Genomic DNA, 17,264 nt, shown 5'->3' on the forward strand with positions numbered 1-17,264 from the left:
GTCAGCCTCCCTGCGGGGCGCGGTCGCGCCAGATGACGGGACAGAAGTCGGGGTCGGCGTAGTCGGGCCGGCCCTCGGGGGTGCGGCGGACCAGCACGTCGTGGTTGTACGCGGCGAGCGTGCCGTCGGAGAGCGGATACTCCCGCCAGGCGTTGGCGCCGTCCTGGAGGTGCAGCGAGACGGCCTGGCGGGGGCGTCCGCTGACGTTCGGGCCGCTGCCGTGGTAGACGCGGCAGTGGTGGAAGCTCATGTGCCCCTTCGGGATCACCATGGGCACCTTGCGGATCTCCGCCTGGTTGTGCGCGGCGTTCTCGGCGAGCATCGTCTCCAGCTGGTCGCGGTCCCGGTCGGCGAAGTGCCGGACCACGGTGTCGTCGGCGCCGATCTCCCGCCAGCGGTGCGAACCGTCGACGATGGTGATGGTGCCCATCTCCTCGCCGCAGTCGTGGAACGGGATGAACGCGGTGAGCATGTTCTCCGACGAGGAGGACGCCCAGTAGTGCTTGTCGAAGTGCCAGGGCACGATGTTGGACGGCTCGCCGGAGATCGGCGGCTTGTAGATGAGGGTGGACTGGAAGATCCGGATCTCGTCGGCCCGGGCGAGCCGGGCGGCGACCGCGCCGATCAGCGGCTTGCGCAGGATCCGGCCGAGGGCGTCGTGCTCGTGGTGCACGTAGTCGTTGTGCCGCTGCACGTCGCCCCTGGCGGGCTCCCAGTAGGCGAGCTTCGGCGGGCGGACGGGCAGCCGCCGGTCCCGCTCGCCGGCGTAGTAGCGGTCGGTCGCCGCCGCGAGGGTGTCCACCTCGTCGTCGGTGAGCAGCTTCTTGCTCAGGTACCAGCCGTGCTCGGCGTAGTGCCGCACGTCCTCCTCGGACGGCAGCAGCGCCTCCTCCTCGGCGGTCAGCCCCGGATGTGTCGTGGTCATGCCCGAACCCCTCCTGCCGTCCCGGCCGCGACGGCGGGGGTCGCCCCCGCCGCGGCGAGTTCGCGTTCCTTGGCCTCGTAGAGCGCCTTGATGTTGCCGCTACCGAAGGTGCGCGCCCCGCGCCGCTCGATGAGTTCGAGGAAGAGGGTGCGCCGCACGTGCATCGACTCGGTGAAGATCTGGAGCAGCTGGCCGTCGTGGTCCGAGTCGACCAGGATGCTCAGGTCGCGCAGCCGGTCCAGCGGCGCGTCCACCTTGCCGACCCGCCGTTCCAGGTCGTCGTAGTAGGTGTCCGGGGTGCCGGCGAAGCGCACCCCCCGGCCGGCGAGGGCGCCGACCGCGGTGACGATGTCGTCGGTGCGCAGCCCGAGGTGCTGCACGCCGGCGCCCGCGTGCCAGCGCAGGAAGTCCTCGATCTGGCCGGGCCGCCGGCTGGTGTCCGGCTCCACGAGCACGAGGGTCACCCGCCCGGACGGGCTCTGCACCACCTTCGAGTTCATGGCCTGCCCGGCGACCTCGATGTGCTCCTCGAAGATCTGCGCGAAGCCGAAGACCTTCTCGTAGTGCCGGATCGTCTCGTCGAGCTGGCCCGGCGGCACGCAGACCGCCAGGTGGTCGATCTCGGCGAGCAGCGTGCTGTCGCCGCCGCCGGGCAGCGCCTCGATGGCGCCGGGCAGGAACGCCGTCCGGTCGCCGCGCCGCTCGACCAGCCGGTGCAGCACGTCGCCGAAGCCGCCGACCTCGGCGGTCACCACCTCGGCGTCCGCGCCGGTGAAGGTGCGCGGCGGCGTCACCCCGGTCGCACCCCGGGCCACCAGCTCCGCGTACGCCCCGGCCGCGTCGTCGACCTCCAGGGCCACCACGGCGATGCCGTCGCCGTGCCGGTGCACGTACGTCGAGGCCGGGTGATCGGCGGTCAGCCCGCTGGTGAGCACCATCCGGATGGCGGCCTGTTCGAGCAGCAGCGAGCGCTGCCCGGCGAGCCCGGTCTCCGGGCCGCCCTGGCCCCGCAGGCGGAAACCGACGGCCGTCTCGAAGTAGAAGGCGGCCTGGCGGGCGTCCCCCACGTACAGCTCGATGTGGTCTATTCCATTGATGTCCATAGGTAGCCTTTCCCCCTGTTCCCCCCCGTGACTGCGACCCGGGCGTCCGCCCGGGATGTTCCGATCAGTTCGCCGTGGTGGCCCGCCGGACCGGTCCCGGCACCCGGCGCAGCAGCAGGCTGACGTTCTGGCCGCCGAACCCGAACGAGTTGGTCAGCGCGTGGTCCGCCCGGGTGGCCCGGGGCGCGGCGCGGACGTGGTCCGCCTCGCAGTCCGGGTCCGGGTCGTCGAGGTGGTAGGTGGGCGGGAGCAGCCCGCGCCCGAGGGCGAGGGCGGTGGCCGCCGCCTCCAGCACGCCGGAGGCGCCGAGCAGGTGCCCGGTGAGGGCCTTGGTGGAGCTGACCGGCACCCCGCCGGCGCCGAACACCGTGGCGAGGGCGGTGGTCTCGGCGATGTCGCCCAGCTTGGTGCCGGTGCCGTGCGCGTTGACGTAGCCGACGTCGGCCGGTGTCACTCCCCCGCCGGCCAGCGCCCGGCGCATGCACGCGGCCGCCCCGGCGCCGTCCGGCCGGGGCGCGGTCGGGTGGTGGGCGTCGGTGTTCACGCCGTAGCCGGCGACCTCGGCGTAGCCGGTGACCCCCCGGGCGGCGGCGTGCTCGGCGCGTTCCAGCACCAGCAGCGCCGCCCCCTCGGCGAGCACGAACCCGTTGCGCCGCTTGTCGAACGGGCGGCTGGCCTCGGTGGGCTCGTCCCAGCCGCGAGCGAGGGCCCGGGCGTTGCCGAAGGTGTCGGCGAAGGTCGGGAAGAGCGGGGCCTCGCTCGCCCCGCACACCACCACGTCGGCCTCGCCGGCGCGGATGAGGCGTACCCCGTCGGCCACCGCCTGGGCGCCGGAGGCGCAGGCGGTGCCCACCGCCGAGCTGTAGCCCCGGATGCCGTGGGCGATGGCGATCCGGGCCGACGGCATGTTCGGCAGGATCCCGGTGAGCAGGTACGGACTGACCGCCGCCCGGCCCCGGGCCGCCCGCGCGAGGACCTGGCTCTCCAGGGTGGACATCCCACCGACGCCGCCGACGATCACCCCGATCCGGTCCGGGTCGACGTCCCGCCCCACCTCGATGCCGGCGTCGGCGAGCGCCTCGGCGGCGGTGAGCAGGGCGAGCAGCACGATCCGGTCGAGCACCTTGGTCTCGGGGCCGGAGGCGACGCTGCGCGGGTCGATGTCCGGCAGGATCCCGGCCACCTCCAGGCTGTCCCGGGCCGGGTGCCCCTCGGGAGGCCGGCGCAGCCCGGACCGGCCGGTGGTGAGCGCCGTGAAGGTCTCCTCGACGCCCCGGCCGGCCGGGGTGAACAGCCCCATGCCGGTGACGACGGCGCTCATGACGGCGCCTCGGCGAGGTAGCGCTCGCGCAGCGCCACCTTGCGGACCTTGCCGGTCACGGTGACCGGGATGTCGTCGGCGCGCACCGGCACCACCCGGCGCAGGGTGGCCGCCAGGTCCGGCCCGATCGCGGCGCGGATCCGCGCGGTGCGGTCCTCGGCCGGGTCCGCCCCGGCCGCCAGTTCCAGCAGCACGTCGGTCACGACCGCGTCGCTCTCCTTGACGATCACCACGGTGCAGTCGGTGACGTCGGCGCAGGCGGCGAGGATCCGCTCCTCGGACAGCGCCGTGAAGAACCGCTTCCCGTCGCCCGCCTCGACCGAGTCCACCGCCCGGTCCAGGTGGTAGTAGCGGCCGTCGGCGTCGGCGTGGACCAGGTCGCCCGTGAGGTACCAGCCGCGCAGCCGGGACCGGTAGGTGGTGACCGAGTCGTTCCAGTAGCCGCGGAACAGCGACGGCGAGTCGATGCCCAGCCAGCCGACCTGCCCGGGCGGCAGCTCGTTGCCCGCCTCGTCGAGCACGGCCACCTTCGTGAACCGGTACGGGCGGCCGACGCAGCGGCCGTACCGGTCGGTGTCGACGGTGTGGGTGATGTGGAACATCGAGTGCCCCATCTCGCTGGAGCCGAGCCCGTCGATGAAGACCGAGCCGGGCACCCGGGTCACCCCGTCGCGGGTCATCACGTCCCGCGAGCCCACCTTCACGAGCCGGCGCACGTGCGGCTCGTGTGAGCAGTCGCCGGTGTTGAACCACAGCCGCACCGAGTCCAGGTCGTACGCGGACAGGTCGAAACGGGCCAGCTCGGCCCAGGTGACGGAGAACCCGAACACGCCGTCCGGCCGCCAGCGCTGGATCGCGTCGAGCACCCCCTCGCCGCCCTGCTCGGAGAGGAGGTACATCTCCGCCCGGTTGCCCAGCGCCTGGTTGACCATCAGCACGGTCGCCGTGTGCGGTGCGGGCAGCGCGTTGAGGATCCGGCTGGTGCCCTGCGCCTGGGGCATGGCGAGCAGGTGCCGGGTGGCGGCGAAGAGGCTGGCGTGCGAGTGCGTCACCGCCTTCGGCACCCCGGTGGTGCCCGAGGTGTGGGTGATGACGATCGGGTCGTCGTCGTGGTGCCGGTAGTGCGGCGGCGCCGCGGCCGGGTCGCCGCCGCCCGCCTCGGCGGGCTCGCCGAGCAGGGGTGCCCCCAGGTCGTGCCCCCGCAGGGCCGCGGCGTGCGCGGCGTCGGCGAGCACCCCGGCGGCGCGCAGCCGGCGGATGTACTCGGCGGCGATCTCCGGGCGCAGCCGGCCGTTCATCAGCGCGGGGATCGCGCCGAGCCGGGCCAGCGCCAGGAACGACAGCACCATGTCGGCGGCGCCGCCGGCCCAGACGGCGACCGGGTCGCGTGGCTTCACGCCGCGCTCGTGCAGCCAGGCGGCCCGGGCGGCGACCAGCTCGTCGAGCCGGCCCAGGGACAGCGGGGTGTCGGCCGGGTGGCCGTCGACCGCGGTGTCGAAGGTGAGTCCCGGCCCGTCCGGGTCGGCGCCGTGGGCCAGCACCTTGGCGAGCACGTTCCCCGCGCCCAGCTCGGTGTCCGCCGCGAGGGCGCCGCGCAGTCCCTTCGTCCTCATTGACGTGTTCCCTCCCCCAGCAGCACCGCGGTCGCCTCGCCCGGCGTACCGTCCGGTGCCTGTTCGATCAGGATCAGCAACGCCTGCGCGGCGTCGCCGTCGTGCAGCAGCAGGTCCGCCTCGGCGGCGCCCTCTGCCCGTGGGTCTCCCGTCGGGCTCAGGCACACCACCGGCCCGTCCAGTCCCCAGCGCGCCGCGACGTGCCCGGCTGCGCTGTTCGGCACCGACTGGAAGAAGAACAGCGGGCCGACCCGGCCGCCGGCCGCGACCGTGGCCCGGACGTGCACGGCGCTGGCCCGGTCGCCGCTCGCGCTGACCAGCACCACCGCCGTCCGGTTGCCGGCCGGCAGCGGCCCGTCCCCGTACCGCGCCCGCAGGCACCGGTCGGCAACCGCCACCACCAGCGGCGCGAACCCGGAGTGCACGAACCCCGGCACCGGCGGCGCGGCCCCGTCCCCGGCCTGCGGCCATCGCGCCTCGGCCAGCACGGCGGCGGTCACGGCGCACCGACCAGCAGCGCGGTGTTCGCCCCGCCGAAGGCGGCGTTCAGGGTCAGGGCGTACGGCGTCGGTGCGGGGCGCGGGGCGTCGGTGATGACGTCCAGCGGGCAGTTCTCGTCGGGGCCGAGCCAGCCGGCGTTGACCGGCAGCTTGCCGTGGCCCAGGGTCAACACGGTGACCACCAGTTCGAGCAGCCCGGACGCCTCCAGCGCGTGCCCGTGCACCGCCTTCGTCGAGCTGACCGGGATCCGCCCCGCCGCCGCGCCGAACACCCGGACCAGCGCCGCCGCCTCCGAGGCGTCGCTGTACGGCGTGCCGGTGGCGTTGGCGTTGACGTAGCCCACTTCCGTGCCCGGCAGCCCGGCCCGGCGCAGCGCCGCCTCGACCGCCCGGGCCAGGCCGTGCCCCTGCGGGTGCGGCTGGCACGGGTGGTACGCGTCGCCGGCCCGCCCCCAGCCGGCAACGGTGGCCAGCGTCGGGGCGCTCCGCCTGGCGGCGGCGCGGGACGACTCCAGCACCACCGCCACCACCGCGTCGCCGAGCAGCAGCCCCTGCCGCCCGGCGCTGAACGGTCGGACCGCTCCGTCGGCGGCCAGCGCCCGACCGGCGTCGAAGAGGGCGTACTGGTCCGGCTCGACCAGGTAGCCGGCCGCGACCACCACACGGTCCAGGTCGCCCCGGCTGATGAGGGTCGCGGCGTCGGCGACCGCGGTGCTCGCCGACACGCAGGCGGTGGTGTAGACGCGGGTGCGTCCGCCCAGGCCGCAGCGGCGGGCCAGGCGACCGGCGAGTGCCGGCACCTCCGACGCGGCGTCCCCGCCGCCCGGCGCCCCGGACGGGTCGCCGGCCGGCGCGTCCGACGCCGGCAGCGAGGGCGGGCCGCCGTGGGTCGCCAGGAACAGCGCGGCGCCGGCCCGGTGGGCTTGGTCCAGGCCGGCCGCCCGGCACGCGCGGTCGACCGCGTCGGTCAGCTCGTCGGTGAGGGTGCCGACGTCCGGCAGGGTGGCCGCCACGGTGACCCGCCGGCCGGTGGTGTCGAAGCGGCGCACCGGCGTGAACGCCGGGGTGCCGGCGAGCACCCCGGCGAGCAGCGCGTCGGCGCCCCTACCCAGGGCGCTGACCGCGTGGACGCCGGTGATCCTCAGGTGCTCCCGCTCAGCCATCTGCGGGAGCGGTCAGCGAGGTGTGGAACACCGCCAGCGCGTCGTCGACGGTGCGGATGCCGGCGAGCTGGTCGTCGGTCAGCTCCAGCCGGCGGTCGTAGCGTTGCTCGACGAGGTGCACGAGCCAGGCCAGCTCCATCGAGCCGATCCGGTCGGACACCTGGTCGACGGGTTTCGCGGTCAGTTCGGCGAGCATGCTCACCAGGTCAGCTCGCCCCAGGTCGGGCTGACCGGTCATCAGGCGTTGTCGCTGTTCGCGGCCGCCTGGTCGGCGACCATCGTGGTGAACTCGCCGACCGTCATGAGGGCCAGCTTCTCCGACTCGTCGTCGGCGAACTTCAGGCCGTACCGGTCCTCCACCCGGACGGCGAGGTCGGCCAGGGCCAGCGACTCGAGGTCGACGCCGGAGGGGCCGAGGGTGGTGTCGTCGTCGATGTCCTCGACGTCGTAGTTCATGTCGGCGAGCTGCTCGATGACGAAGGTGCGGACCTCGTCTCGCATGGCGTTAACCTCTTTCCGTGAACCAGCTACCGGTGCCCGGTCGGGACACCGTGTACGTGTGGACCGGCCGTGCCGCCGACGACCAGCGGGAGCTGGCGCGGCGGCTGCTCAGGCGCGCGGGTGGCGCGTTGCTCGGCCGGCCCGAGGCGGAGATCGGGGTGGGACGGGCGCCCGGCGGGCGCCCGGAGGTGTACGCGGCCGACGGCCGGACGCTGCCGGTCAGCGTCAGCCATGTCGACGGGGTGGTCGTGGTGGCCGCCCGGGCGGGCGGACCGGTCGGGGTGGACGTCGAACTGCGCCGGCCGCTGCCCGCCACGCCCCTGGCCCGCCGCTGGTACGACCCGGACGAGGCGGCCTGGCTGGCCGCCCGGGCGGAGGCCGGCCGGGAGCTGGACTTCCTGCGCCTGTGGACGGCCAAGGAGGCGGTCGGCAAGGCGCTCGGCACCGGGCTGCGCGACGGCGGGCTGCGTCGCCGGATGCCCCCGCCGGACGATGGCGGAGGCGAGCTGCTGCGCCCGGTCCCGGGCTGTCCCGGGGTGCGGGTCGGCCATCCGGCCGGCGGGGCGGGCCTGGTGCTCGCCGTCGCGGTCGCCGGGGCGACCGGACCGGTCGACGTCGCCCTCGAACAGCGGGCCGGTCATGACGCGGCGTCCCGCAGCGCCGCGGTGGAGCGGACCAGCTTGCCGGTGGTGGTGCGGGGCAGCTGGTCGAGCAGGTGCAGCGTGCGGGGGCGCTTGTAGCCGGCCAGGCGCTCGGTGAGCAGCTTGTCCAGCGCGTCCTCGGAGAGCGAGCCGTCGGTCTGCACGTAGGCGGTGATGCCGTCGTCCCAGACCACCACGGCGGCGGTCACCCCGGGCAGCTCGGCGACGGTGGCCTCCACCTCGGTGAGGTCGACCTTCATGCCGCCCACCGACACCTGGGAGTCGAGCCGGCCCTTGACGGTCACCAGCCCGGTGTCCGGGTCGACGGCGCCGGCGTCGCGGGTGTGCAGCCACCCGTCCGCCCAGCGGGTGGGGTCGGCGAGCCCGACGTACGGGTTGGCCGGGCAGCTGACCCACAGCTCGCCGCCGGACTCGCGGACGCGGATGCCGGGGGCGGGGGCGATGGCGGGACGGTGCGCCCCGTACAGGTCGGTGCCGATGACGCCGACCTCGGTCATCCCGTACATGTTGCCCAGTGGGACGCCGTAGCGGTCGGTGAAGGCGCGGGCGACGGCGGCCGGGACCAGCTCGCCGCCGGTGGTCATCCGCTTGAGCTGCGGCAGCGGCGCGGACGGCACGGTGGAGGCCAGCAGGCCGATGTGGAAGGGCACGCCGAGCACGGTGGCCGGGGTGTCCTGGGCGGCCACGGCGGCGAGGATGGCGTCGCCGCTGAGCCGCTCCGGCGGGCACAGCTCGACGCCGGCGTGCAGCCCGTAGAGCAGGCCGCCGACCAGGCCGAGCACGTGCACCATCGAGGGCAGCAGGACGATCCGCTCGCCGGGCAGCGCCACCCCGTCGATCTTGGTGTAGCGGTGCACCTCGCCCACCAGGTCGGCCGCCGTGCGGCCGATCACCTTGGACGGCCCGGTGGAGCCGGAGCTGAGCTGGATCACCGCGTGCGGGCTGCCGGCGGGGCGGTCGGAGTAGGCCGTGACACCCTCGGTGACGTCCACGAAGATCCGCAGGGCGCCGCCGCCGGTCCGCACGGGGGCGACCACCACCTGCGGGCCGAGCCGGCGGAGGGCCTTGTCGACCTCGTGGTCGGTGAGCCGGTGGTCGAGCAGGATGGCCTGGGCGCCGCTGCGCCAGGTCGCCAGCAGGTTCACCACGTACGCCAACGACGGGGGCAGCCGCAGCGCGGCCGCGCCGCCGGGGCGCAGGCCGGCCTCGGCGAGCCGGGTCTGCGCCGCGCCGACAAGGCCGCGCAGCGTGGCCTTGTCGACCGGCTCGGGCAGGCGGAGACAGATGTCGGTGGGACGCCCGGTGAACAGAGTGTCGTCCACCCAACTCGCGTCTGCCGACACAGGATTTTCCGCCATAGGATGTGCTGTCACGACCGCCCACCGCCCAGCCTCGAAGTGGGCGAAATCCGCCCATCAGGTGCGTTCTCCGGGGTGCTGACGGAACAGTACGACAGCCATTGGTCCATTGCTACATGCAAATGGCTAGATCAATAAGAGCGGCTGGGCGGATTGCTCAGGCTCGATCGGACAGGCAGTATCGGTGCCACGCCGGCTCGGTACCCCGCCGGCCGCCCCGTGCTGCGCGGCGCGGCGAGGTCCGTGCGGGATCAGGCCCCGGTGGCCGGCGGCGGGGCGGCGCCGCGCAGCACCAGCGCGCTGTTGAAGCCGTCGAAACCGCGCGCCCCGACCAGGGCGATGCGGCTGCGCGGCGGGCGCGGCCGGCGCAGGAAGGTCAGCTCGCAGCCGGGCGCGGGCTCCTCCGGTCCGGCCGAGGCGGGCAGCAGATTGTGGTGGAAGGCCAGCAGCGCCGTCGCCGCGTCCAGCGCCGAACCGCCCTGGTGGGCCCGGCCGGTCAGCGGCTTCTGGGTGGTCACCGGCGGGGTCGTCGCGCCGAGGACGGAGCGCAGGGCGGCCGCCTCGGCGCGGTCGTACGCCGGCACGCCGAGCGCGTCCGGCCAGACGACGTCGACGTCGTGCGGGCGCACCCCCGCCCGGTCCAGGGCCAGGCGCAGCGCCCGGGCGTAGTGGGTGGGATCGGGTCCGGCCTCGGCGTCGGTCGGGGCGGCGTCGTGGGTCGCCGCCCAGCCGGTGATCTCCCCGTAGATCCGGGCGCCCCGGCCCAGCGCGTGGCCCAGCTCCTCCACCACGAAGACGGCGCCACCCTCGGCCGGCACGTAGCCGGCGGCGCCCGCGTCGAACGGCCGGTACGCCCGCTCCGGGTCGGCCACGTCGCTGAGCAGCCCGGAGCGGAGCTGGCAGGCCAGCGCGTACGGGCTGAGCGGGCACTCGGTCGCCCCGGCCACCACGAGCGGGGTGCCGCGGCGGATGGTCCGCACCGCGTGGGCCAGGCTGTCCAGCCCGCCGGCCGACTCCGAGACGGTCACCCCGCAGGGCCCCTTGAGTTGGTGCCGGATGGACAGCTGCCCCACGCTGGCCGCGTAGAACCAGGCGATCGACTGGTACGCCCCGACCGTGCGGGTCGGCCCGCCCCACAGCCGTTGCAGCTCCCGCTGCCCGAACAGGTTCCCGCCGGAGGAACTGGCCAGCGTGACCGCCCACTGGTACGGGTCGGGCGCCTCCTCGGGCAGGCCGGCGTCGGCCAGCGCCAGGCGGGTGGCGGCGAAGCCGAGGTGGGTCCAGCGGTCGGTCTGCACCCGCTGCCGCGTGTCGGAGAACCCGGCCGGGTCGAAGTCGGGCACCTCCCCGGCCACCCGGGTCGGGTAGCCGGCCGGGTCGAACAGGGTGATCGGCCCGGTGCGCCGGGTGCCGGCGAGCACGGCGGCCCAGTGCGCGTCGGCGCCGACGCCGGTCGGTGCGACCACCCCGATCCCGGTCACCACCGCCCGGGCGGTCATGGATACACCGCCAGGCGGCGGAAGATCATCGCGGACTGGAAGCCACCGAAGCCGCTGCCCACCGAGAGCGCCACGTCCACCGGCACCTCCCGGGCCTCGTTGGGCACGTAGTCCAGGTCGCACTCGGGGTCCCGGGTGGCCCAGTTGGCGGTGGGCGGCACCACGCCGTACTCGATGGCCAGCGCGCACGCGGCCATCTCGATCGACCCGATCGCGCCGAGCGAGTGCCCGACCATCGACTTGATCGAGCTGATCGGCACCCGGTACGCCGTCGCGCCCAGCGCCCGCTTGAACGCGGCGGTCTCGTGCCGGTCGTTCTGCCGGGTGCCCGAGCCGTGCGCGCTGACGTACGACACGGCCGACGGGGCGAGCCGGGCCTGGCGGAGCGCGTCGGTGATGGCCACGGCCATCTCCGCCCCGTCCGGACGCAGCCCGGTCATGTGGAAGCCGTTGCTGCGGCTGGCGTAGCCGGCCACCTCGCAGTAGACGTGCGCGCCACGCCGGCGGGCGTGCTCGGCCTCCTCCAGCACCAGCACGGCCGCCCCCTCGGCCAGGACGAAGCCGTGCCGGTCGGCGTCGAACGGCCGGGAGGCGTGCTCCGGGTCGTCGTTGTCCGGGCTGGTGGCGCCGATGGCGTCGAAGGAGGCGACGGTGACCGGGGAGATCGGCGAGTCGGCGGCACCGGCCAGCACGACGTCCGCCTCGCCGTCGGCGACGAGCTGGTGGGCGTAGCCGATCGCGTCGATGCCGGAGGTGCAGCCGGTGGAGACCACCTGCGCCGGGCCGTGCAGCCCGTGCCGTACGGCCACGTCGGCGGCCAGGCTGCTCGGGATCAGCGCCTGGTACAGGTAGGGTCCGCCGAGGGTGTGGTCGACCAGCCAGTGCCGGCCGGAGTCGCTGACCCGGACGTACTCCTTCTCCAGCGCCATGGTGCCGCCGACCGCGGTGCCGAGCACCACGCCGGCCCGCTCCCGGTCGGCGTCGGACAGGGTCAGGCCGCTGTCGGCGAGCGCCTCGGCGGAGCAGGCGAGCGCGAACTGCACGTACCGGTCGGCGCGCTGCCGCTCGGCCAGGGTGATGCCGGCGGCGTCCGGGTCGAAGTCGCACTCGGCGGCGATCTGCGAGCGGAACGGCGACGGGTCGAAGAAGCTGATCCGCCGGGTGGCCGTGCGCCCCTCGGTGATGGTCTTCCAGAACCGGTCCCGGGTGGCGCCGCCGGGGGCGACGACGCCGACGCCGGTGACCACGGTGCGCCGGCCGGTCACGACGGTCTCCGGGGTGGTGGGGCGCCCTCGGTGTCGACGTGGCCGAGCTCCGGGCGGGGGGCGAGCGGCCCGAGGTGGAACACCACCTCGGCCGGCTCGTCGCCGGTGTTGCGCAGCCGGTGCCGTACGTCCTTCGCCACGAAGAGCGCCTCCCCCGCGGCCAGGGGCACCGGCCGGTCGTCCAGGTCGACGGTGATGGCGCCGCGGGCGACGTAGAGGAACTCCTCGCTGTACGGGTGGTAGTGCTCGGCGATCCGCTCGCCCGGCGCGAGCGTGGCCACCCCCAGGAAGCCGGACGTGCTGCCGACGGTCTTCGGGCCGAGCAGCACCCGCAGCTCGCCGCCGCGCCGCCGGTCGGCGGTGACGTCGTGGACGGAGACCCGGGCCGTGGTGGTGTCGGTCATCGTGCGCCTCCCGCGTACGCGCGCTCGATCTTCTCCTTGATGACGGCGAGCTGCACCGCGCTGTTGGTGTTGATCCGCTCGGTCATGCCGGCGTTGTCGACCGGCGCCGTGGGCTTCATGGCGAAGTCCTGCACCCAGGTCATCCGGGTGCCGCCGGGAATCTCGTCGTAGCGCCAGTGGATGCGCATGTACTCGAACGGGCCGGTCTCCACCCGCCGGGCGCGCACCTCGCGGGTGGCCGGGTCGGCGGTGCGCTCGCTGACCCAGCTCCACGAGGTGCCGTTCTCGTCCGGGTGCATGGTGAGCCGGAACCGGACCGTGTCGCCCTCCCGGTGCAGGATCTCGGCCACCGCGTACTCGGTGAACAGCTCGGTCCACCGGGCCACGTCGTTGGTGATCTCCCAGACGAGCGGCAGCGGGGCGGCGATGTCGACGGCGTTCTCGGTGTGCCCGGGCGGGTCGGCCTTCCGGGCCACCAGGTCGGCGACGCCGGCGATGCTGAGCTGGCCGGCCTGCTCCGGGATCTTCACCCGCCACCGGTCGGCCATGACCGCGGAGAGTTCGAGCAGCGCCAGCGAGTCCATGCCCAGTTCCTCCAGGCTGGCGGCCGGGGTGCGGGCGGCCGCGTCGGCGTCCAGGCCGCAGTGGGTCACCAGGATGTCGGTGATCTCGCTGGCGAGCGGTCGGTCGGGGGCGACGGTCATGGGTTCCTCCAGGCGTTGGGGCCGGCGGCGGGCGCGGCGGTGACGGGGGTACGGCCGGCCGGGTCGGCGTCGGCTCGGATGTCGGGCACGACCGGTCCGGCGCGGTCCGGGTCCGCGCCGGTGCCGTCGCGCGGCGGGGCGGCGACCGGATCGGCGCCGGCATCGGGTGGGTTGAGCAGGCGGTCGACCAGGGCGGTGGTGTGCCGTCCGGCCCGGAAGGCGGCGTCGCGCAGGACCCGCCGGGCGAACGGGATGGTGGTGCGGACCCCCGGCCCGGCCACCTCGAACTCGCCGAGCGCCCGGTCGAGCCGGTCCAGCGCGCCGTCCCGGTCCGGCGCCCAGACCGCCACCTTCGCCAGCAGCGAGTCGTAGTGCGGGCTGACCAGGTAGCCGACGTGGCCGTGGGTGTCGACCCGGGTGAACGGGCCGCCGGGCGGCCGGAAGCGCTCCAGCCGGCCGGGGGCGGGGGCGAAGTCGCGGTCCGGGTCTTCCACGTTGACCCGGCACTCGACCGCCACCCCGTGCAGCCGGACGTCCTCCTGCCGCCAGCGCAGCGGCGTGCCGGCGGCCACGCGCAGCTGCTCGTGGACCAGGTCGATGCCGGTCACCAGCTCGGTCACCGGGTGCTCCACCTGGATCCGGCAGTTGATCTCCAGGAAGTGGCAGCGCTCGGCCTCGTCCACCAGGAACTCGACCGTGCCGGCGCCGGTGAAGCCGACCGAGAGGGCGCCCCGCAGCGCGATCTCGGCGATGGTGTCCAGGGTGGCCGGCCGGAGCGCCGGCGCCGGGGCCTCCTCGATCAGCTTCTGGTGGCGGCGCTGCACCGAGCAGTCCCGGGTGCCCAGGTGGATCCCGTTGCCGTGGCCGTCGCAGAGCACCTGCACCTCGACGTGCCGGGCGTCGGCCAGGTACCGCTCGACGTAGACCCGGTCGTCACCGAAGGCGACCTGGGCGGCGGCGCGGGTGCGGGCGTACGCCCGGGGTAGCTCGGCGGCTGAGCGGACCACGGTCATCCCGCGCCCGCCCCCGCCGGCGGCCGCCTTGACGATCACCGGGTAGCCCACCTCGGCGGCCACGTCGAGCGCGTCGGCGGCGGTCGGCAGGGTGCGCACGCTGCCCGGCGGCAGCGGCAGGCCGGCCCGGCTCATCAGAGCCCGAGCCGTGGACTTGTCGGCGAGGGCGGCCATCACCTGCGGCGGCGGGCCGATGAAGGTGAGCCCGTTCTGGGCGCAGATCTCGGCGAAGTCGGCGTCCTCGGAGAGGAAGCCGTAGCCGGGGTGCACAGCCTGCGCGCCGGTCTGCCGGGCCGCCTCGACGATCGCCGCGGCGTTCAGGTAGCTCTGCCGGCTGGACGCCGGTCCGATGCGGACGGTCTCGTCGGCCAGCCGTACCGGCAGCGAGTCGGCGTCGGCGCTGGAGTGCACCACGACCGTCCGCACGCCCAGCTCCCGGCAGGCACGCAGCACGCGCAACGCGATCTCGCCGCGGTTGGCGATCAGCACCTTCTCGAACATCACGCGTCCCGTCCCGTCAGCGGTTCCAGGGCGATGAGCGGCTGGTCGTACTCGACCGGCTTGCCGTCCTCCACGAGCAGCTCGACCACCCGTCCGGCCTGGCCGGCGGTCACCTCGTTCATGAGCTTCATGGCCTCGACGATGCCGACCACCTGGCCGGGCCGGACCACGTCGCCGACCGCCACGAACGGGGCGGCGCCGGGCTCGGGCGCGCGGTAGAAGGTGCCCACCACGGGCGCCCGCACCGCCGGCCGCTCCGTCACGGGCGCCGCCGCCCCGACCTGCGGCGCGGCGACCGGGTCGGGCTCGGCACGCGGCGCGGGCGCCGGGCGGGCCGGGTGGTGCCACTCCACCTCCAGCACGGTCTCGCCGCTGCGCAGCCGGACCCGGCGCACCGGCCCGGCCAGCTTGGCGACCAGCTTGCGGGCCTGCCGGCTCAGCCCGTCCAGCACCTCCTCAGGCCCGCCCTCCGCGCTCACGGCAACACCTCCGTTCGTGGGCGGTCGGTCGCCTCGAACGGTGGGTTCGCGGCGGTCGAGCGGGCCGCGCCGAAGCGGCGGAACCGCTGCCGCCGGCGGCGGACCAGGGTGGCCGGCGGCACGGACAGCAGCGGGGCCAGGTTCGCCGCCACGGCACGGCCCAGCAGCTCGGCCGCGCCGGCGGGGTCGTCGTGGGCGGCGGGCCGCGGCTCGGGCACCACCTCGTCGACCACCCCGAGCCGGCACAGGTCGGCGGCGGTGAGCCGGAGCGCACGGGCGGCCTGCGGTGCCGCCGAGCTGTCCGGCCAGAGGATCGCGGCGCAGCCCTCCGGGCTGATCACCGAGTAGACCGCGTGCTCCAGCATCAGCACCCGGTCGGCGACCCCGAGGGCGAGCGCGCCGCCGCTGCCGCCCTCGCCGGTGACCACCGCGACGACCGGCGTCGGCAGCACGCTCAGCGCGAGGATGTTCTCGGCGATGGCGGCGGCCTGGCCCTGCTGCTCGGCGTCCACTCCCGGGTCGGCGCCCGGGGTGTCCACGAGGGTCACCACCGGCAGCCGCAGCCGGGCCGCGAGGCGCATGAGCCGCAGCGCCTTGCGGTGCCCGGCCGGGCTGGCCATGCCGAAGTTGCGGGCCACCAGCTCGGCGGTGGTGTGCCCCTTCTGGTGGCCGATCACCATCACCGGCCGGCCGTCCAGCCGGGCCAGCCCGCCGACGACCGCCGGGCAGTCCGCGCCGAGCCGGTCGCCGTGCAGCTCCACGAAGCCGTCGAAGGCGGTCTCCAGGTAGTCCAGCGTCGTGGGCCGGCCGGGGTGCCGGGCCGTGCGTACCGTCTCCCAGGCGTCCCGCGCCGGGCCGGGCACGCCGCCCGCGGCGGCCGGTCGCGGCGCCGGCTCCGGCCGGGGCACGGGCACCCGCCGGCCCGCCTCGGCGGCGGCGAGCAGCGCCGTCAACCGGCCGCGCAGCGCGTGCCGGGGCACCACCAGGTCGACCTGGCCGTGCCGGAGCAGGAACTCGGCGGTCTGGAAGCCCTCCGGCAGCGTGGCGCCGGTGACCTGGCGGATCACCCGGGGGCCGGCGAAGCCCAGCCGGGCGCCGCTCTCGGCGAGCACCACGTCGGTATTGGTGGCGAAGGAGGCGGCCACCCCGCCGTACGTGGGATCGGTGACGACGCTGACGGTGAGCAGCCCCGCCTCGCGCAGCCCGGCGACGGCCTGGCTGACCGTGGCCATCTGCATGAGCGACAGCGCGCCCTCCTGCATCCGCGCCCCGCCGGAGGCGGTGACCACCACCAGCGGAGTGGCGTCGGCCAGCGCCCGCTCGGCGGTGCGGGTGATCAGCTCGCCGACCGCGCAGCCGAGGCTGCCGCCGAGGAAACGGAAGTCCATCACCGCGAGGGCGACCGGGTGGCCGCCGATCCGGGCGGTCCCGCAGAGCACGGCCTCGTCCAGGCCGGAGCCGGCGCGGGCCGCGCCGAGCCGGTGCGGGTAGGGCAGCGCGTCCACGAACCCGATCGGGTCGACCCGCACGGCGCGATCCGGCAGTGGGGTGAACGAGTCCGGGTCGACCAGTTGCGCCACCCGGTCCGGGGCGTCGAGTCGGGCGTGCGACCCGCACTCCGGGCAGACGTCGAGGTTGCGCCGCAGCCGCTTGCGGTAGAGCAGGGAGGCGCAGCCGTCGCACCGGGACCAGAGCTGCTCGTCCTGGGGAGCGGTGGTGGTCACGGCCGCCGCCCGGGGGCGTCGTACCGGTAGAAGCAGTGCGCCATGGCGTCGCGCGGCGAGCGCCAGGTCGGCAGGTACGGCGAGATGTACGGGCGCAGCCGCTCGCTGACCCGGACGAACTCCGGGTGGCCGCGCGCCTCCTCCACCGCCCCCTCGGCCGGCGCCTCCGTCTCCAGGAGGTGAACGTAGAGATCGTGCAGGCGGTAGAGGGAACGGTGCCGGACGCCGACCAGGCCGGGCAGCTCGGTCGCGTCGGACGCGGCGAAGATCTCGGCTACCTGGTCCTCGGCGGTCGGCACCACCTTCGCGACGATGAGCGAACGGTCCATGCGCAGCCTCCCCTGGGCGTCCCGGTGCGCGGCGACCGGATTCGCCGCACGACTGGCGCCACGGTGCCGCCGGCACCGTCAACGGGGCGTCAACCGGCCACCATCGGCCGGGGAAGTCGGTGACGCTGCGTTGACGCGAACTGTGCGGTAGCTATGCGAAGATCAAGTTCCCCGAATAGATAGCGACAGTTTTTCGCAGT

Annotated in this window: 18 protein-coding genes; 1 reads left to right on the forward strand and 17 read right to left on the reverse strand. The window is 75.2% G+C overall.

What is annotated here, in order from left to right:
- Position 1: 1 nt before the first annotated feature.
- The 8 genes from ABZW14_RS10220 to ABZW14_RS10255 form a co-directional block, all read right to left on the reverse strand.
- On the reverse strand, positions 2–925 hold the full coding sequence (locus ABZW14_RS10220) for a phytanoyl-CoA dioxygenase family protein (protein WP_355342897.1): 924 nt from the start codon (positions 923–925) through the stop codon (positions 2–4).
- The gene (gene hppD / locus ABZW14_RS10225; RefSeq protein ID WP_355342900.1) at positions 922–2,028 is read right to left on the reverse strand and encodes a 4-hydroxyphenylpyruvate dioxygenase; all 1,107 of its coding nucleotides are present in this window, start codon (positions 2,026–2,028) and stop codon (positions 922–924) included. The genes ABZW14_RS10220 and hppD overlap by 4 nt, the downstream gene beginning before the upstream one ends.
- A 64-nt stretch (positions 2,029–2,092) precedes the next feature.
- Complete coding sequence (locus ABZW14_RS10230) at positions 2,093–3,349, reverse strand: beta-ketoacyl-[acyl-carrier-protein] synthase family protein (RefSeq protein ID WP_355342903.1); 1,257 nt, start codon at positions 3,347–3,349, stop codon at positions 2,093–2,095.
- Entirely contained in the window at positions 3,346–4,962 is a 1,617-nt protein-coding gene (locus ABZW14_RS10235) for a class I adenylate-forming enzyme family protein (protein ID WP_355342906.1), read from the reverse strand. The genes ABZW14_RS10230 and ABZW14_RS10235 overlap by 4 nt, the downstream gene beginning before the upstream one ends.
- Positions 4,959–5,462 (reverse strand): beta-ketoacyl synthase chain length factor, encoded by a 504-nt coding sequence (locus tag ABZW14_RS10240; protein WP_355342909.1) that lies wholly within the window; start codon positions 5,460–5,462, stop codon positions 4,959–4,961. The genes ABZW14_RS10235 and ABZW14_RS10240 overlap by 4 nt, the downstream gene beginning before the upstream one ends.
- Positions 5,459–6,625: a beta-ketoacyl synthase N-terminal-like domain-containing protein gene (locus tag ABZW14_RS10245; RefSeq protein WP_355342912.1), complete on the reverse strand. Its 1,167-nt coding sequence runs from the start codon at positions 6,623–6,625 to the stop codon at positions 5,459–5,461. Before ABZW14_RS10245 ends, ABZW14_RS10240 begins: the two co-directional genes overlap by 4 nt.
- Positions 6,618–6,863 carry an acyl carrier protein gene (locus tag ABZW14_RS10250; protein WP_355342915.1) on the reverse strand — a complete coding sequence of 82 codons (246 nt, stop codon included), beginning with the start codon at positions 6,861–6,863 and terminating at the stop codon, positions 6,618–6,620. Before ABZW14_RS10250 ends, ABZW14_RS10245 begins: the two co-directional genes overlap by 8 nt.
- Positions 6,863–7,126, reverse strand: a complete 264-nt coding sequence (locus tag ABZW14_RS10255) for an acyl carrier protein (RefSeq protein WP_355342918.1) — start codon at positions 7,124–7,126, stop codon at positions 6,863–6,865. Before ABZW14_RS10255 ends, ABZW14_RS10250 begins: the two co-directional genes overlap by 1 nt.
- Before the next feature lie 17 nt (positions 7,127–7,143).
- Between ABZW14_RS10255 and ABZW14_RS10260 the strand changes: the two genes are divergently transcribed.
- Positions 7,144–7,866, forward strand: a complete 723-nt coding sequence (locus ABZW14_RS10260) for a 4'-phosphopantetheinyl transferase superfamily protein (protein WP_355342921.1) — start codon at positions 7,144–7,146, stop codon at positions 7,864–7,866.
- On the opposite strand, the gene ABZW14_RS10265 is transcribed toward ABZW14_RS10260, so the two are convergent.
- The 9 genes from ABZW14_RS10265 to ABZW14_RS10305 all read right to left on the reverse strand — a co-directional run bounded on the left by ABZW14_RS10265 (position 7,764) and on the right by ABZW14_RS10305 (position 17,064).
- On the reverse strand, positions 7,764–9,146 hold the full coding sequence (locus ABZW14_RS10265; RefSeq protein WP_355342924.1) for a class I adenylate-forming enzyme family protein: 1,383 nt from the start codon (positions 9,144–9,146) through the stop codon (positions 7,764–7,766). The two genes, ABZW14_RS10260 and ABZW14_RS10265, sit on opposite strands and share 103 nt — an antisense overlap.
- 251 nt (positions 9,147–9,397) lie before the next feature.
- Positions 9,398–10,645, reverse strand: coding sequence for a beta-ketoacyl synthase N-terminal-like domain-containing protein (locus tag ABZW14_RS10270; RefSeq protein ID WP_355342927.1), 1,248 nt, complete (start codon positions 10,643–10,645; stop codon positions 9,398–9,400).
- A complete protein-coding gene (locus ABZW14_RS10275) occupies positions 10,642–11,910 on the reverse strand; it encodes a beta-ketoacyl-[acyl-carrier-protein] synthase family protein (RefSeq protein WP_355342930.1) in 1,269 nt (422 codons plus the stop codon). The genes ABZW14_RS10270 and ABZW14_RS10275 overlap by 4 nt, the downstream gene beginning before the upstream one ends.
- Positions 11,907–12,314: a cupin domain-containing protein gene (locus ABZW14_RS10280; RefSeq protein ID WP_355342933.1), complete on the reverse strand. Its 408-nt coding sequence runs from the start codon at positions 12,312–12,314 to the stop codon at positions 11,907–11,909. The genes ABZW14_RS10275 and ABZW14_RS10280 overlap by 4 nt, the downstream gene beginning before the upstream one ends.
- Positions 12,311–13,018, reverse strand: a complete 708-nt coding sequence (locus ABZW14_RS10285) for an SRPBCC family protein (RefSeq protein WP_355342936.1) — start codon at positions 13,016–13,018, stop codon at positions 12,311–12,313. The genes ABZW14_RS10280 and ABZW14_RS10285 overlap by 4 nt, the downstream gene beginning before the upstream one ends.
- On the reverse strand, positions 13,015–14,532 hold the full coding sequence (locus ABZW14_RS10290) for an acetyl-CoA carboxylase biotin carboxylase subunit (protein WP_355342939.1): 1,518 nt from the start codon (positions 14,530–14,532) through the stop codon (positions 13,015–13,017). The genes ABZW14_RS10285 and ABZW14_RS10290 overlap by 4 nt, the downstream gene beginning before the upstream one ends.
- Complete coding sequence (gene accB, locus ABZW14_RS10295; RefSeq protein ID WP_355342942.1) at positions 14,532–15,011, reverse strand: acetyl-CoA carboxylase biotin carboxyl carrier protein; 480 nt, start codon at positions 15,009–15,011, stop codon at positions 14,532–14,534. The genes ABZW14_RS10290 and accB overlap by 1 nt, the downstream gene beginning before the upstream one ends.
- Complete coding sequence (locus tag ABZW14_RS10300) at positions 15,008–16,735, reverse strand: acetyl-CoA carboxylase carboxyltransferase subunit alpha (RefSeq protein ID WP_355342945.1); 1,728 nt, start codon at positions 16,733–16,735, stop codon at positions 15,008–15,010. The genes accB and ABZW14_RS10300 overlap by 4 nt, the downstream gene beginning before the upstream one ends.
- Positions 16,732–17,064, reverse strand: coding sequence for a TcmI family type II polyketide cyclase (locus tag ABZW14_RS10305; protein ID WP_355342948.1), 333 nt, complete (start codon positions 17,062–17,064; stop codon positions 16,732–16,734). The genes ABZW14_RS10300 and ABZW14_RS10305 overlap by 4 nt, the downstream gene beginning before the upstream one ends.
- Positions 17,065–17,264: the final 200 nt, after the last annotated feature.

Source organism: Micromonospora sp. NPDC004551, assembly GCF_040609975.1.
In the GTDB taxonomy this organism is placed as follows: domain Bacteria; phylum Actinomycetota; class Actinomycetes; order Mycobacteriales; family Micromonosporaceae; genus Micromonospora.

Bases quoted from the DNA above. Each gene is read 5' to 3' on its own strand.
- ABZW14_RS10220 (WP_355342897.1), bottom strand. From the start codon at position 925: ATGACCACGACACATCCGGGGCTGACCGCCGAGGAGGAGGCGCTGCTG.
- hppD (WP_355342900.1), bottom strand. From the start codon at position 2,028: ATGGACATCAATGGAATAGACCACATCGAGCTGTACGTGGGGGACGCC.
- ABZW14_RS10230 (WP_355342903.1), bottom strand. From the start codon at position 3,349: ATGAGCGCCGTCGTCACCGGCATGGGGCTGTTCACCCCGGCCGGCCGG.
- ABZW14_RS10235 (WP_355342906.1), bottom strand. From the start codon at position 4,962: ATGAGGACGAAGGGACTGCGCGGCGCCCTCGCGGCGGACACCGAGCTG.
- ABZW14_RS10245 (WP_355342912.1), bottom strand. From the start codon at position 6,625: ATGGCTGAGCGGGAGCACCTGAGGATCACCGGCGTCCACGCGGTCAGC.
- ABZW14_RS10250 (WP_355342915.1), bottom strand. From the start codon at position 6,863: ATGACCGGTCAGCCCGACCTGGGGCGAGCTGACCTGGTGAGCATGCTC.
- ABZW14_RS10255 (WP_355342918.1), bottom strand. From the start codon at position 7,126: ATGCGAGACGAGGTCCGCACCTTCGTCATCGAGCAGCTCGCCGACATG.
- ABZW14_RS10265 (WP_355342924.1), bottom strand. From the start codon at position 9,146: ATGGCGGAAAATCCTGTGTCGGCAGACGCGAGTTGGGTGGACGACACT.
- ABZW14_RS10270 (WP_355342927.1), bottom strand. From the start codon at position 10,645: ATGACCGCCCGGGCGGTGGTGACCGGGATCGGGGTGGTCGCACCGACC.
- ABZW14_RS10280 (WP_355342933.1), bottom strand. From the start codon at position 12,314: ATGACCGACACCACCACGGCCCGGGTCTCCGTCCACGACGTCACCGCC.
- ABZW14_RS10285 (WP_355342936.1), bottom strand. From the start codon at position 13,018: ATGACCGTCGCCCCCGACCGACCGCTCGCCAGCGAGATCACCGACATC.
- ABZW14_RS10290 (WP_355342939.1), bottom strand. From the start codon at position 14,532: ATGTTCGAGAAGGTGCTGATCGCCAACCGCGGCGAGATCGCGTTGCGC.
- ABZW14_RS10305 (WP_355342948.1), bottom strand. From the start codon at position 17,064: ATGGACCGTTCGCTCATCGTCGCGAAGGTGGTGCCGACCGCCGAGGAC.